Source organism: Pseudacidovorax intermedius, from assembly GCF_001476815.1.
In the GTDB taxonomy this organism is placed as follows: Bacteria; Pseudomonadota; Gammaproteobacteria; order Burkholderiales; family Burkholderiaceae_C; genus Xenophilus; species Xenophilus intermedius_A.
Window position 1 is genome coordinate 1 of the sequence record NZ_LDSL01000204.1, and the last position, 14,944, is coordinate 14,944.

Sequence of the window (14,944 nt, forward strand, 5' to 3'; positions counted from 1 at the left end):
CGCCGCGATGGCGGCGCTGGCCCTGCCGCAGTTCGGTCTGTCGACGCTGTTCGTCGTCGCCTTCGTCTCGGCCACGCTGCTGCCGCTGGGCTCCGAGCCGGCGCTCTTCGGCCTGCTCAAGCTCAACCCCGAACTGTTCTGGCCCGCCGTGCTGGTGGCCACCGCCGGCAACACGCTGGGCGGCGCCCTCACCTGGTGGATGGGCTACGGCGCGCACAAGGTGGCCGACAAGTACAGCCATTCCAGCCACCACCTGCGTGCCATCGCCTGGCTGGAGCGTCTGGGCCCCAAGGCCTGCCTGCTGAGCTGGCTGCCGCTGGTGGGCGATCCGCTCTGCGCCGTGGCGGGCTGGCTGCGGCTGTCCTTCTGGCCCTGCGTGCTGTTCATGGCCATCGGCAAGTTCGGGCGCTACCTGTGCATGACGGTGGCGCTGCTCTACGTTTGGCCTAATCACTAGGCACCCCCCAAGCCGCTTCGCGGCTCCCCCCTCTCTCGCGCCTTCGGCTTGGAGGGGGGCGCACCCCGAGGCCTGGCGAAGCCAGTTCCTCGGGTGCCCCCGCGTTGGCCTGCTCCGCGGCCACTGGACCGTGACCTCCGCGCCGGTTTCCTGCGACATGGACTGACCGCGGCCGCACGCTCGCGCCCGCAACGCCGCTTCTCGCCGTCTGCCCATCCCATGGATATGGGGGCCGGCCGATGGTGACGCGGCGATACATTCTTTGACTGTTATTCACCAGCGCAGGCCCCGGCCTGCCTCCGGGCGACGCCGCGCGCCGCGCATGAGCATCTTCATCAGCATCGCCTCGTACCGAGATCCCCGGCTGTGGGCCACCGTGGCCGACGCCGTGGCGCAGGCCTCGGCGCCGCAGCACCTGCACGTCTGCATCGTCGACCAGTCGGACACGCCGTCCGATCCGCCCGCGGACTGCGTCTCGCGCCTCGGCAGCCTGCGCTACACGCACGTGCACCACCGCTTCAGCCGCGGCGCCTGCTGGGCCCGGTCCATCGCCATGTCCTGCTGCCAGAGCGAGGACTACTTCCTGCAGATCGATGCCCACATGGCCTTCGACGCCGGCTGGGACGAACGGCTGGTGACGCAGCTGGAAGCCCTGTCGGCCGACAACCCGCGCGCCATCCTGTCCACCTATCCCGCGCCGTTCGAACTGGTCGATGGCGCCGTACAGCGCCGGCCCTTCCCCGGCCAGGCCCTGGTGCTGGCGCCCAAGCCCGAGGCGCGGCTGGCCGAGGACATGCCGGTGCTGGCCTTCCATGCGGTGCCGCACGCCGCCGCCGCGCCGCTGCCGGGCTGCCATGTCGGCGCCGGCTGCCTGTTCACGCGCACGGCCTTCATCGCCGAAGTGCCCTACGACCCGTGGCTCTACTTCCACGGCGAGGAGCAGAACCTGGCGGTGCGCGCCTGGACGCGCGGCTGGGACATCTGGCACATGCCGGACATGCCGATCTACCACCTCTACCACGGCGGCCACGACCGGCCGGTGCACTGGTCGCCCGACGCGGACGCGCACCGCGACACGCAATGGTGGTCGCTGGAGAAGCAGTCCCGGGCCCGCATGCGCGCCCTGCTGTACGAGCGGCGCGACCTGGGCGCCTACGGCCTGGGAGAGGCCCGCAGCCTGGACGACTTCGCCGCCTTTTCCGGCATCGACTACACCCGCCGCACGCTGCGGCCCACTGCCGCGCCGCGCTGACGGCCCGCTTCCCTCTTCACCGCGCCGTCATGCCCTCACCCAAGAAGCCCGCGAACACCGCCAAGCCCGCCGCCGCCCCTGCCGCGCCGCCGGCCGCCAAGCCCCGGCCATCGCGCTCACGTGCCGCCACCCCGGCGCCGGCACCTTCACCGGCAGCGCACGCTGCCTCGGCATCCGCGCGCGCAGCGCGGCCGGCCGCCGGGCGAAAGGCCGCCACGCCCGCCCCGGCCGCGCCGGCAGGCCGCAAGAAGGCCGCCACGCCCACAGCGCCCGGCAAGACCGCCCGCCGGCCGCAGCCGGCGCGTCGCCCACGTGGCGATCGTGCCGCCGGGCCGGGCCGAGGCCGGGCCGCTCGCCGTCGCCGCCGCGCCCTCGCGCGCCGGCCGCCGCGGCCCGCATGCCGTGGAAGTGGCCCTGCCCCATGCGCCCGAGCAGGCCGTCGCGCTCTACCAGATCCATTTCCAGCCGGAACAGCGGCGCAACCTCGACCCCGGCTTCATTCCCCTGGACAACGCCCACCACCCGGACCCGCTGCGCGAATTCGCCGTCTTCGAACGCCTGGCGCGCGAGGAAGGCACCCGCCTGGCGCCGCTGTGGGGCGCCCTGTCGTGGCGCTTCGGCGCCAAGACCGGGCTGGACAGCCGGGCCCTGCGTGCGGCCATCGCCGCCCAGCCCGGGCACGACCTCTACTACTGCAATCCCTATCCCGAGAACGAGGCGCTCTACATCAACAGCTGGCAGCAGGGCGTGACGGCGCATCCGGCCTTCCTGGAGCTGTGCGCAGCGGTGTTCGAGGCGGCCGGGCTGCCGGTGGCCGAACTGCACGGCGTGCGGCCGGCGCAGGCCATGTCGGCCTGCAACTACTTCGTGGGCGGGCCGGCCTTCTGGCAGCGCTACCTGCCCTGGGTGCGGCAGGTGGTGGACGGCACCCGGGCGCGCGTGGCGCCCTCGGTGCTCGACATCCTGGACTCCTCGCTCAGCGACCCGCGCCAGCGCCATGCCGGCTCCAGCTACTGGCCCTTCATCATCGAACGGCTGCTGCCCCTGTTCCTGGACGGCGAAGGCAAGGGCCTGAAGACGCACAAGATCGCGCTGCCGGCCTGCGAGGCCAAGCTCAACGCCCACCTGCGCCACCTGCGCGAGATGAAGGACGTGGCCCACCGCACCCATTCGCGCTGGCTCTACGCCTGCTGGCTCAACTACCGCAACCTGTACCTGCTGCAGACGGCCGGCTCGGACTGGTGCCGGCAGTACCTGCCGCAGATCAACGTGACGGAACTCGATTTCCTGTGATGGGCTGAGCGTCCCTTGTCCATGACGCCCCCCGCCGCAAAGCGCCGCCTGATGGAGCAGGCGCTCCTGCGCACGCCCGGGGACGTGGACCTGCGCCTCGGCCTAGGCGCCCACTGCCTGGCGCAGGGCGAGGTGGACAGTGCGCTGCGCCATGCGGTCGCCGCCGCCGCCCTGCGGCCCGACTGGCAGGCCGAGCTGCTGCTCGGCCGCGTGCACCTGCAGCGTGGGCAGGCCGACGACGCCGCCGCACGCCTGCACGCCGCCGCCAGCCGCGCCCAGGCGCCCGCCGCCGCGCGGGCCGCCGCCTGGCGCATGCTGGCGGACCTGCGGCTCAATGCCTTCGGCGACCCCGGCGGCGCGGCGCAGGCGCTGCAGGCCTGCGCCGCGCTGGCACCCGCCCACGCACTGGACGCCGACCTGGCCGCCGTGGTCGCCGCGCTGTACGAAGGCGGCGCCGATGCCGGCGCCATGGGCGCGCGCCTGCGGCTGCTGGCGGCGCGGCTGCCGGTGCCCGCCGCCCCGGTGCTGGCGCCGCGCAGCCGGCCGGGGCAGCGCCTGCGCATCGGCCTGGTGTCGGCGCAGTTCTGTGCCTCGCCGGTGGGCTTTCTCACCCTGGGCGCGCTGCGGGTGGTCGCGCAGCAGGCCGACCTGTTCTTCTTCGACCGGGGTGCCAAGGACGACTGGGCACGCAGCGCCTTCCAGGCCATCGCACACCGCTGGGTCGGCTGCGCCGGTACCGACACCGCCACGCTGCACCAGTTGATGGCCGCGGCCGATCTGGACGCGCTCATCGACCTGGGCGGCTGGACCGACCCCGCCGCCCTGGCCGCCGTGGCTGGCCGGCCCGCGCGGCGGCTGCTCAAGTGGGTGGGCGGCCAGTCCCTCACGACCGGCCTGGACTGTTTCGACGGCTTCGTGGCCGACGGCCGGCAGGCCCCACCGGCCGCACAGCCGCTCTATGTGGAGCCCCTGCTGCGCGCCACCGACAACTACGTGAGCTACACCGCCCCGCCCTACGCGCCCGAGCTGGACGCGGCCGCCCGCCAGCCGCCGCTGCCGCAGGGCCGTCCGGCACCCGGCTGCGTGGCCCTGGTGTCCAACCCGGCCAAGATCAGCGCCGCCACCGCCGAGGCCGTGCGGCGGCTGGCACCGCGCCGGCTGGTGCTGGTGGACCACCGCTGGCGCCATGCCGGCACCCGCGCCGCCGCTGAACAGCGGCTGGGGCCGCTGATGGCCATCGCGGAGTTCCACACGCCCGCCCACCATCCGGCCTACCTGGAGACGCTGCGCGGGCTCGACGCCCTGTTCCTCGACACCCGCCCCTATGCGATGGGCCTCACGGCCATCGAGCTGCGTCTGCTGGGCAAGCACGTGCGCCTGGCCCGGCCGCCGGCGCGCGCGCCGATGTGCGCGCGCCACGCGGTCGGCCACTACGGCGCCGCCACGCTGGCCGGCCACGCGCGCCTGGGCGCCGAGCTGCTGCGGTGGTGCGGCCCGTGAGCGCAGAAGCCGCCATCCGCTGGACCACGGCCTCGGCCCTGCTCGCCCCGCCGGCGACCGGCGCGCCCCATGCCGCCTGCCTGGCCGAGGACGAGGTCGTCGCCGCCCTGCCCTGGGTCGACCGCGCCGCCGCCGAGGCCGCCGCCACGCTGATGGTGGCGCGCGCCGGCGTGCCGCTGACCGTGCTGGCGGTGCAGGACGACCGGGGCGTGGGCCCCGTGGCGCTGTGGAATGCGGCGCTGGCGCGCAGCCGCGGCGCGTTCTTCCTCTATGCCGCGCAGGATGCCTTCGCCGGCCGCTACTGGCTGCGCCTGGCGCTGGAGGCCATGAAGCCGCCCGGCCTGGGCCTGCTGGCCTTCAACGACGGCAAATGGTTCGGCCAGCTGGCGGCCTTCGGCCTGGTGCGGCGCCGCTGGATCGCGCCGCTGTACGGCGGCGCGCTGTTCCATCCCGGCTACCGGCAGCACTACGGCGACACCGAACTCACGCTGGTCGCCCGCCAGCAGGGCGCCCTGGCCTACCAGCCGCATGCCCTGCTGGTCGAGGTGGACCATGCGAAGGACGGCCGGCCCACGCTGCCCGCCGACCGCGCGCTGTTCGCCGAACGCGCCCGCGGCGGCTTCGACGGCCGGGTGCGCGACCCGGCGCTGCTGGCGACCTTCCGCTGACGGTCGCACGGCGACGCGCCGCCGCGCGGCGGATGCGTCCCCCGGAAACGACAACGCCGGGCACGGGCCCGGCGTCACTGCAGTGTCGGGACGAACGCGGGTGCCGCGCCGCCTGCCGCCTCAGACGTTGAACAGGAAGTTCATCACGTCGCCATCCTTGACGACGTACTCCTTGCCTTCGCTGCGCATCTTGCCCGCGTCCTTGGCGCCCTGCTCGCCCTTGAAGGCGACGTAGTCGTCGAAGGCGATAGTCTGGGCGCGGATGAAGCCGCGCTCGAAGTCGCCGTGGATCACGCCCGCGGCCTGCGGCGCGGTGTCGCCGATGCGGATGGTCCAGGCGCGCACTTCCTTTACGCCGGCGGTGAAGTAGGTCTGCAGGCCCAGCAGCTTGAAGGCGGCGCGGATCAGGCGGTTCAGGCCCGGCTCCTCCTGGCCGATCTCCTCGAGGAACATCTTCTTGTCCTCGTCGTCCATGTCGGCCATGTCCGCTTCCATCTTGGCGCAGATGGCCACCACGGGCGCGTTCTGGCTGGCGGCGTAGTCCTTCAGGCGGTCCAGCAGCGGGTTGTTCTCGAAGCCGTCCTCGCTCACGTTGCCGACGAACATGGCCGGCTTGGCGGTGATCAGGCAGAGGGGCTTGAGCAGCAGCTGGTCGTCCTTGGACAGGCCCAGCGCGCGCGCCGGCTTGCCTTCATTGAGCGCCGCCTGCACCGGGCCGAGCAGCTTGACCATGGCGATGGCTTCCTTGTCGTTGCCGCTCTTGGCCGCCTTGGTGTAGCGCTGCAGGGCCTTGTCGACGGTGCCCAGGTCGGCCAGGCACAGCTCGGTCTGGATGACCTCGATGTCGGCGATCGGGTCCACCTTGCCGGCGACGTGGATGACGTTCTCGTCCTCGAAGCAGCGCACCACGTTGACGATGGCGTCGGTCTCGCGGATGTGGGCCAGGAACTGGTTGCCCAGGCCCTCGCCCTGGCTAGCGCCCGCCACCAGGCCGGCGATGTCCACGAACTCGACGATGGCCGGGAGCACGCGCTCCGGCTGGACGATCTGCGCCAGCTGCGCCAGGCGCGGATCGGGCACCTCAACCACGCCTACGTTGGGCTCGATGGTGCAGAAGGGATAGTTCTCGGCCGCGATGCCGGCCTTGGTCAGGGCATTGAACAGGGTGGACTTGCCGACGTTGGGCAGGCCGACGATGCCGCATTTGAGGCTCATGGGAATTCCTTAGGTGTCGCCCCCATCGGCGCCCTGCGGCCCACCGTGGGCGTCGGGACAGCGCCCGTGGCGCGGGCGGGCATCGGACCGGCGGCGGCTGCGGGCCGCCGGTGCACCGAGGCGCGAGCTCGGGCGTGTGCCTTGGGGAAAAAAGCTGGGGGCGATTGTAGGGAGCGCGCGCCACCCTGCAGCGATGCGGACAGGGGCCAGGCACTTGCCGCCAGGAAATCGACGCCGGCGCTGGATCGGCCGACTCGCCCCGCCGTCGGATGGCCGCGGCGCAGGCCACGCCAGGACATCCGCGGAACCGGCTCCGCCGGGCCGCAGGATGTGCCCCCTGGAAGGGGGTGGGCGGAGCGCGAAGCGCGCAGCCTGGGGGTTATTTGGATCTTCTTTGGTTGAACTCGACCGGCAGCGCAACGCTGGCCTGCGGCAGGGCCGCCTGCAGTTGCCGGTAGGCCTTCACCGCCTCGGCGAAGCTGGCGTAGCGCACGCGGGTGGTCTGCGTGTGGTCGGTGTACTGCACCCAGGTGGCGCCGGCCAGCAACGTGCCCGCGCGGGCGCGCACGCTGTCGGTGGGCCACTGGGCGATCCGCACCTCGTTGCGGCTCAGGCCGACGGCGCCGGTGGCATTGGCCACCATGGTGGTGGGCCGGCCGTCGGCATCGACGGCGGTGCCGCCGGGCAGCGGCGTGAGCACGGTGCCGGCCACGTCGTAGCGGGTCGCCGCGGCCAGCGCCGACAGCTCGGCCGGCGACAGGGCCTGGCCCACGTCGTAGGCCGCGGCGGCGAAGGGACTGGCGGCACCGGCCAGCAGGACGGCGGCGGCGAGAAGGGAGGGGCGCGTCTTCTTCATGGTGAACCTTGTCTGGAGCGTCCGCTCACTGGGCGATGATGCGGGCCTCGACCTGCAACGGGCTGGCCGCGCTCACGGTGGACGCGCCGCCGGCATAGGCCGCGCAGCCGGCGGGCGTGCCGCTCACGGCATAGACCTGCCAGGTGCCGGCACCGCTCTCGCCGTAGAAGGCATAGCTGCCCAGCGCATAGCGGTTGATGGCCGCGTTGCCGCTGTTGTAGTAGATGTTGTAGGGGATCGACAGGTACGACAGCGTGCCGGCCGGCGACTTCACCACGATGCCCACCGAGCCCACGCACAGCGGGCCGCTCAGCCGCACCTGGAGCTGGTCCACGGTCTGCGCGCCGGCGGTGAAGCTGCCCAGCAGCTTGACCTGGCCGTAGCCGAAGCTGTTGAGCGTGGCCACGGTGCCGAAGGCGGGGATGGCCTGCGTGGCCGGCTTGCTGCGGCTCGGGTCCTGCGCATAGGCCTGGGCCAGCTTCACGGCCGCGGCCGCGTCCACCAGGCCGAAGCCGTACCAGTTGGAATACCACTGGCCGGTGGCGTTCTGCTGCCAGCCCAGGTCCAGCGGCACGCGGGTGGCGCCGTCGGCGATGTCGGCGGCGCTGCCGGCCGCCGGGGTCGTGGCGTTGGCCACCAGGTCCACGCGCATGTTGCGGGCATCGCGCGTGCCGTAGCCGGTGTCGATGCGGCGGGCGCTCAGGCGCAGGATGTCGCGCACGTCGCGCCAGGTGAGCGCCGGGTTGGCCTGCAGCACCAGCGCCACCACGCCCGCCACTGTCGGCGTGGCGGCCGAGGTGCCGTTCATGTACGAGTAGTCGCAGTTGGGGTTGTCCTTGACGCCGTTGCGGGTGCTGGTGCCGGCCAGGAAGCCGGTCGCGGCGCCGGTCTTGCTGTAGCCAAGCGTGCAGCCGCGCAGGTCGGTGGAGAACATCGTCGGGCCGTCGCCCTCGCCGTAGGTGCCGGCGTCGCCGAACTCGCCGCCCAGGCCGGCCACCCAGTTCACCGCGCCGGCGCTGGAGTAGCTGGACCGCACGCCCTTGGCATTGACCGCGCCGACCATGATGGCCGAGGGCTCCAGTGCCTCGGTGTCGTGCGCCGGGTTCTCGCAGCTGTACAGGCCCTTGAAGCCGGCCGGGCAGGCCCGCGCCGTGCCCTTGGTGGCGTCCACGCCGTCGAACTCGTTGCCGGTGGCCTTGACGAACACGATGCCCTTGCCGCCGCGCAGGCCGCGCAGGGTGCGCAGGGCGGTGGTGGCGTCGTCGTTCTCGGTGAACTCGGGCGGCGCGGCGGGGTTGGCACCGTAGGAGGCGTTGATGACCGCGGCGTTCCTGGACCAGGTCGAGCCGCCGTAGGCATCCACGGCGGTCTGGGTGTTGCCGGACGCCAGGAAGCGGGCCCCGCCCAGCGTGACGCGCGGCGCCACGCCCATGACGCCCTTGCCGTTCTGCGCGGCCGCGATGATGCCGGCCGCGTTGGTGCCGTGCGCGGCATCGGTGGCACTGGCCGGCGGCGTCGGGTCGTTGGTGCCGGTGTCGTAGTTCCAGGTCATGCCGCGGTCGACGTTGGGCGCCAGGTCCTCGTTGGCGATGTCCAGCCCGTCGTCCAGCACCAGCACGTTCACGCCCTGGCCCTTGATGCCGGCGGTGTGCACCGACTCCACGTCCAGGTCGAAGCCGCCGCCGAAGACGGCCGGGAAGTCCTTGAAGAAGCTGGCCGCGTAATTGAGCGCCCACTGGAAGGAATAGAGCGACTCGGTGGCGCCGGTCTTGCAGGCATAGGCGGCATCGACGCCGGTTTCGGGGCAGGTGTTGCCGGTGCCGGTGCCGGTGCCGGTGCCGGTGCTGGTGCCGGTGCCGGTGCTGGTGCCCGTGCCAGCGGTCGCGCCGGTGCCGGCGGACGTGCCGGTCCCGGTGGCAGCGCCGGTGCTGGCGCCGCCGCCTGCGGTCGCGCCGCCGCCCGTGGCCGTGCCGGCACCGGTGCCCGTTCCCGTTCCCGTGGTCGTCCCCGTCGTCCCCGTCGCCGTGGCGAACGGTGCGAAGCTCAGGCCACCCCCACCGCTGCCGCCGCCGCAGGCGGCAAGCAGGCAGGCGGCCGCGATGGGCAGCAACAGGGGCCGGGGACGTGCCGGCCAGGGAGAACGAAAGGAGCGCACGGTCATGGGAAGGAGCCGCAATCGGGCGAAGTGACAGGAAGGGCGGTCGCACGGCCTGCCGTCGCCGCGCCCTCTCAGGCCCGGGCCGCAGCGTCCAGGCGCGGTGCGGGCGCAGTGTCAGAGCGTTCCGACACGGGCTGTCGTTGCAATTCTTTGCAATTCTTCTTAAAACTGCGCAAGGCCGGCCCGCGTGCGACGCCGTGCCGCGCCGCCTGGTAGCCGGCATTTACATTCGGCCTTCCCGTGTCGACCGCCCTGCCCGCTTCCGCCACCGCGGCGCCCACCGCCCTGCCCATGACCTCTGCCCGTCGCGTTCTCGTGGTTGAAGACGATCCTGCGCAGCGGGCCGACCTGGTGGACTACCTGCGCTTCCGGGGCTTCGACGCCCACGGCGCCGCCTCGGCCGCGCAGATGTGGGCGCTGGGTGCCGCGGACAGCCTGGTGCTGCTGGACATCGGCCTGCCCGACGGCAGCGGGCTGGCGGTGGCGGGCGAGTTGCGCCGACGCCATCCCGAGACCGGCGTCGTGATGCTCACCGCCTACGACGCCGACCGGATGCGGGTGGAAGGCCTGTCGCTCGGCGCCGACGCCTACCTGGTCAAGGGCGCCTCGCTGGAGGTGATCGAGGCCACCTGCCGCAGCGTCATGCGCCGGCTGGGCGCCCAGGTGACCGCGCCCCCCGCGACACCGGCCGCCATCCCGGGCTGCGACTGGCGCCTGCTGCCCGAGCAGTGCCGGCTGCTGGCCCCCGACGGCCGCCCGGTGGACCTGACGGTGACGGAACTCAGCTTCATGCAGCAGGTGATGGCGCGGCCCGGCACGGCCGTCTCGCGTGCCGAACTGCTGGCCGCCATGCTGCGGCCCGAGACGCTCAACAACATCCGCAACCTCGACGGCTGCGCGGCCCGCCTGCGGCGCAAGGTGGAGGACACGCTGGGCCTGGCGCTGCCGCTGCGCTCCTTCTACGGCCGCGGCTACGTCTTCACCGGCGAGGCGCATTGCCGGTGAACGCCCTGGCCGGCGCCGCGCGCTGGCGCTGGCTGCTGCTGGCCGCGGCCCCGCTGTGCTGGGTGCTTACCGTGCTGCTGCTCGCGCACCCGCCGCCACCGCCACCGGCGAGCCCGCAGCGGCTGCCGGCCGCGAGCTGGCCGGCGCTGGTGCGCGACGTGCCGCCCGCGCTGCTGGACATGGCGGCCAACGCTCCGCCGCAGCGGCCGCTGGTCGCCCGGTGGGAAGACCCTGGCGCCGGTGCCGGCCTGGCCGCCGCCCAGCGCGCCCTGCTCGACGGCCGCATGCGGCCGGCCCACCTGAAGCCCGGCGGCGGCCTGACCGATGCGGCCGTGTGGTGCGCGGTGCCGGTGCAGCGCGGCCCCGGCGCCCAGGACCGCTGGCTGGTGGTGGTGGGCGCCGCCTTCCTGGACGACGTGCAGGTCTGGATCGAACACGGCGACGGCCGGCTCGAGCGCCAGCAGCTCGGCGACCGCTGGATGGGCGCCGAGCGCCTGGTGCATGCGCGCGAACATGCGGTCGCCTTCGAGCTGGCGCCGCAGGAGCAGGCCGTGGTCTGGGTGCGGGCCAGGACCTCCGGCGTGCTCAACCTGACGCTGCAGCTCGTGCGGCCCGAGCGCTTCTTCGCCAGCGAGGCGCGCATCAACGCGCTGCTCGGCCTGGTGCTGGGCGGGCTGGTGCTGGCCGTGCTGTTCCACCTGGTGCTCGGCGCCTGGCTGCGCGACTGGCTGACGGTGGCCTTCGCCGCCTTCCTGGCCACGGTGGTGATGCGCTATGCCGGCCTGACCGGCATGCTGGCCCAGCTGCTGCCGCAGGCGCCGTGGTGGCTCAACGACGCGGTGGCCGGCGTGGGGACGCTGGGGCACCTGTACGCCGGCCTCTGGATGTGGTCGCTGGCGCTGGACATGCGGCGGGAGTTTCCGCGCCTGCACCGGCTGTACGGCGCCATCGCCGCCCTCACCCTGCCCCTGCTGGCGCTGCCGGTCACGGCGTATTTCCGGCCGCTGCTGGTCACGGGCTTCTCGGCCGCGCCGGTGATCGGCCTGCTCAACCTGGGCATGGCCTGGGTGCTGTGGCGCCGGCACCGCGACCGGCTGCGGCTGGTCTACCTGGCGGCCTTCGGCGCCTATGCGGCCGGCGCGCTGATGGCCGTGGCCGCCGGGGTCGGCCGGCCGCCGCTGGGCGAAGGCGCGGCCTACGGCCTGCCGGCCGCGCTGATGGTGCACATGCTGTGCATCGCCTTCGCCCTCGGCCTGCGCCTGCACCGGCTGCGCATGCACCAGCAGCTGGGCGAGCGGCGGGTGGAGGAGCACCAGCGCTTCGTCGCCATGCTGGCGCACGAATTCCGCAACCCGCTGGCGGCCATCGACCGCAGCGCCAACCTGCTGCAGGCGCTGGGCAGCCCGCCGCCCGGACAGCTGCAGGGCCGCACCGCCAGCATCCGCCGGCAGGTGCAGCGGCTCACGCTGCTGGTCGACAGCTTCCTGTCCGTCAACACCGACAGCGCCCTGCCGCCGGTGCATCCGCGGCGCAGCAGCCAGTCGGTGGCCGGGTTCCTGCACGGGCTGGTGCAGGCGCTGGACGCGGAATCGGCCGCCCGGGTGGACGTGCAACTGCCGCAGGGCGACTTCCACGCGCAGTTCGACGCCCGGCTGATGCAGCTGGCCCTCAACAACCTGCTGGACAACGCGCTGCGCTATTCGCCGGCCGAAGCCCAGGTCACGCTGAGCGCCTGGCAGCCCGAAGGCGGCGGATGGACCGTGACGGTGGCTGACCGCGGACCGGGCCTGGGCGAGGCGCAGCTGCGCCAGCTGGGCACGCCCTACCACCGCATGCAGGGCGACCCGGCCGGCTCGCAGGGCACGGGCCTGGGCTACTACTTCTGCCGCGAACTGGTGGCGGCCCATGGCGGCCAGCTGGCGGCCGGGCGGGTGCAGCCGCACGGGCTGTGCGTGCGTCTCACGCTGCCCTGAAACCGGCCTCGGCTTCCACGCCTGCGGCCCGCCCGCATCAGGGAAAAACCTAGGAAAAACGCGCCCGCAAACGTTTGCGCAAACGTTTGCGGGCCCACTATCATCCGCCCGCTTTCGCGCCGGGCAGGCCTTGAGGCCGCCCCGAACCTTCCATCCACAACCGGAGACTCGCCATGACCTTCACCCGCCGCACGGCCCAGGCCGCCGCCGCCCTCGCCGTTCTGGGCGCCTTCGCCCTCGTGCCCGCCCATGCCCAGGACAAGCCCAAGGTGGCGCTGGTGATGAAGTCGCTGGCCAACGAGTTCTTCGCCACCATGGAAGACGGCGCCAAGGCGCACCAGAAGGCCCACGCCGGCCAGTACACGCTGGTGGCCAACGGCATCAAGAACGAGACCGACACCGCCGCCCAGATCAAGATGGTCGAGCAGATGGTGGCCCAGAAGGTCAACGCCCTGGTGATCGCCCCGGCCGATTCCAAGGCCCTGGTGCCGGCCATCAAGGCGGCCGTCGACAAGGGCATCCTGGTGATCAACATCGACAACCGCCTGGACGCCGCCGCGCTGAAGGAAAAGAACATCCAGGTCACCTTCGTCGGCCCCGACAACCGCGCCGGCGCCAAGCTGGTGGGCGACTACCTGGGCAAGCAACTGAAGTCGGGCGACAAGGTCGGCATCATCGAAGGCGTGTCCACCACTTTCAATGCGCAGCAGCGGACCCTGGGCTACCAGGACGCCATGAAGGCCGTCGGCGCCAACGTGGTCGGCGTGCAGTCGGGCCAGTGGGAGATCGACAAGGGCAATACCGTGGCCGCCGGCATGCTGCGCGAGCACCCCGACCTCAAGGCCCTGCTGGCCGGCAACGACAGCATGGCCCTGGGCGCCGTGGCCGCCGTCAAGGCCGCCGGCAAGACCGGCCAGGTGCAGGTGGTGGGCTACGACAACATCGGCGCCATCAAGCCCATGCTGGCCGACGGCCGCGTGCTGGCCACCGCCGACCAGTTCGGCGCCAAGCAGGCCGTGTTCGGCATCGAGACCGCCCTGAAGGCCCTGGCCGAGAAGAAGACCCAGGCCCAGCTGCCCGCCGAGATCAAGACCGACGTGGTCCTGGTCACCAAGGACAGCAAGTAAGCGACGCCCCGCAGCCATGCCCGACGCCCTGCTCTCGCTCGACGACATCGGCAAGGACTACGCCGCCACGGTGCTGGACGGCGTAAGCCTCACGCTCGCGCCGGGCGAGGTGCTGGCCCTCACGGGCGAGAACGGCGCGGGCAAGAGCACGCTGTCGAAGATCGTCTGCGGGCTGGTCGCGCCCACGCGCGGGCGCATGCGGCTGGGCGGCCAGCCGTTTGCACCCACCTCGCGCCGCGATGCCGAGGCACAGGGCGTGCGCATGGTGATGCAGGAGCTGGGCCTGGTACCCACGCTCACCGTGGCCGAGAACCTGCTGCTGGACCGCCTGCCGCAGCGCCTGGGCTGGCTGCGCCGCGGCGCGCTGCACGAGGCGGCGCGGGCGCAGCTGGCCAAGATCGGCATGGACGGCATCGACCCGGCGCTGCCGGTGGCCGCCCTGGGCATCGGCCAGCAGCAGATGGTGGAGATCGCCCGCAACCTGCAGGACGACACCCGGGTGCTGATCCTGGACGAGCCCACCGCGATGCTGACGCCGCGCGAGACGGCGCACCTGTTTGCGCAGATCGAGCGGCTCAAGTCGCGCGGCGTGGCCATCGTCTATGTCTCGCACCGGCTGGAGGAGCTGCAGCGCATTGCCGACACCGTGGCCGTGCTGCGCGACGGCCGGCTGGTGGACGTGCGGCCGATGGCCGGCGTGCGCGAATCCGAACTGGTCGAACGCATGGTCGGCCGCGCGGTGCACGAGCACGAAGGCCGGCCGCGCCGCACCGCCGGCGCGCGCCTGCTGAGCGCCCGCGGCCTGGGCCGCGGCCAGGTGGTGCAGGACGTGGACCTCGACCTGCATGCCGGCGAGGTCATGGGCATCGCCGGCCTGGTGGGCGCGGGCCGCACCGAACTCGTCCGCCTGCTCTTCGGCGCCGACCGGGCCGACCGCGGGCGCATCGACCTGCACTGGCCGGGCGCGGCCTCGCCGCCCGGCGGGCGCTGGCGCTCGCCCATGCAGGCCATCCGCGCCGGCATCGGCCTGGTGACCGAAGACCGCAAGTCGCAGGGCCTGCTGATGCCGCAGTCGATCCGCGTCAATGCCACGCTGAGCGACCTGGGTGCCGTCTCGCGCGGCGGCTGGCTGCGTTTCGCGCACGAGCGCGGCATCGCCCGCCGGCTGGTGCAGACGCTGCGCATCCGCTCGCGCAGCGAGGAGCAGGCCGTCGCGACCCTGAGCGGCGGCAACCAGCAGAAGGTGGTGTTCGCCCGCTGGCTGCACCGCGAATGCAAGGTGCTGCTGCTGGACGAGCCCACGCGCGGCGTGGACGTCGGCGCCCGCGCCGACCTGTATGCCGAACTCGACCGCATGGCGGCCGCCGGCCACGCCATGCTGATGGTCTCCAGCGACCTGCGCGAACTCATGGCCATGTGCGACCGCATCGGCGTGATGCA

The 14,944-nt window shown here is 73.0% G+C and carries 12 protein-coding genes; 9 read left to right on the forward strand and 3 right to left on the reverse strand.

Annotated features, from left to right (window positions below; translation table 11 throughout):
- The first annotated feature begins 7 nt into the window (after positions 1-7).
- The 5 genes from NS331_RS24225 (at position 8) to NS331_RS24250 (ending at position 5,170) form a co-directional block, all read left to right on the forward strand.
- On the forward strand, positions 8-457 hold the full coding sequence (locus NS331_RS24225) for a YqaA family protein (protein ID WP_082702744.1): 450 nt from the start codon (positions 8-10) through the stop codon (positions 455-457).
- Positions 458-779: 322 nt separating this feature from the next.
- Positions 780-1,709: a GlcNAc-transferase family protein gene (locus NS331_RS24230; protein ID WP_058644483.1), complete on the forward strand. Its 930-nt coding sequence runs from the start codon at positions 780-782 to the stop codon at positions 1,707-1,709.
- A 312-nt stretch (positions 1,710-2,021) separates the two neighbouring features.
- Positions 2,022-3,002, forward strand: coding sequence for a hypothetical protein (locus NS331_RS24240; protein ID WP_058644485.1), 981 nt, complete (start codon positions 2,022-2,024; stop codon positions 3,000-3,002).
- 21 nt (positions 3,003-3,023) lie between these two features.
- Complete coding sequence (locus tag NS331_RS24245) at positions 3,024-4,502, forward strand: tetratricopeptide repeat protein (RefSeq protein WP_153013027.1); 1,479 nt, start codon at positions 3,024-3,026, stop codon at positions 4,500-4,502.
- Positions 4,499-5,170, forward strand: coding sequence for a glycosyltransferase family protein (locus NS331_RS24250; protein WP_153013028.1), 672 nt, complete (start codon positions 4,499-4,501; stop codon positions 5,168-5,170). The genes NS331_RS24245 and NS331_RS24250 overlap by 4 nt, the downstream gene beginning before the upstream one ends.
- A 120-nt stretch (positions 5,171-5,290) precedes the next feature.
- Here the strand turns inward: NS331_RS24250 and ychF are convergent, their stop codons facing one another.
- From ychF to NS331_RS24265, 3 genes are all read right to left on the reverse strand, one after another.
- Entirely contained in the window at positions 5,291-6,385 is a 1,095-nt protein-coding gene (gene ychF / locus NS331_RS24255; protein ID WP_058644488.1) for a redox-regulated ATPase YchF, read from the reverse strand.
- A 379-nt stretch (positions 6,386-6,764) separates the two neighbouring features.
- Positions 6,765-7,241, reverse strand: a complete 477-nt coding sequence (locus NS331_RS24260) for a hypothetical protein (protein ID WP_058644489.1) — start codon at positions 7,239-7,241, stop codon at positions 6,765-6,767.
- A 25-nt stretch (positions 7,242-7,266) separates the two neighbouring features.
- Positions 7,267-9,402, reverse strand: coding sequence for a S8 family serine peptidase (locus NS331_RS24265; RefSeq protein WP_153013029.1), 2,136 nt, complete (start codon positions 9,400-9,402; stop codon positions 7,267-7,269).
- A 288-nt stretch (positions 9,403-9,690) separates the two neighbouring features.
- Here NS331_RS24265 and NS331_RS24270 point away from each other — a divergent pair, with 288 nt between their 5' ends.
- From NS331_RS24270 to NS331_RS24285, 4 genes are all read left to right on the forward strand, one after another.
- Positions 9,691-10,404, forward strand: a complete 714-nt coding sequence (locus NS331_RS24270; RefSeq protein ID WP_153013030.1) for a response regulator transcription factor — start codon at positions 9,691-9,693, stop codon at positions 10,402-10,404.
- Positions 10,401-12,377: a sensor histidine kinase gene (locus NS331_RS24275; RefSeq protein WP_058644492.1), complete on the forward strand. Its 1,977-nt coding sequence runs from the start codon at positions 10,401-10,403 to the stop codon at positions 12,375-12,377. The genes NS331_RS24270 and NS331_RS24275 overlap by 4 nt, the downstream gene beginning before the upstream one ends.
- A 173-nt stretch (positions 12,378-12,550) precedes the next feature.
- Complete coding sequence (locus NS331_RS24280; RefSeq protein ID WP_058644493.1) at positions 12,551-13,504, forward strand: sugar ABC transporter substrate-binding protein; 954 nt, start codon at positions 12,551-12,553, stop codon at positions 13,502-13,504.
- Positions 13,505-13,520: 16 nt separating this feature from the next.
- The coding region (locus NS331_RS24285; protein ID WP_058644494.1) for a sugar ABC transporter ATP-binding protein at positions 13,521-14,944 on the forward strand (1,424 nt) is incomplete at its 3' end.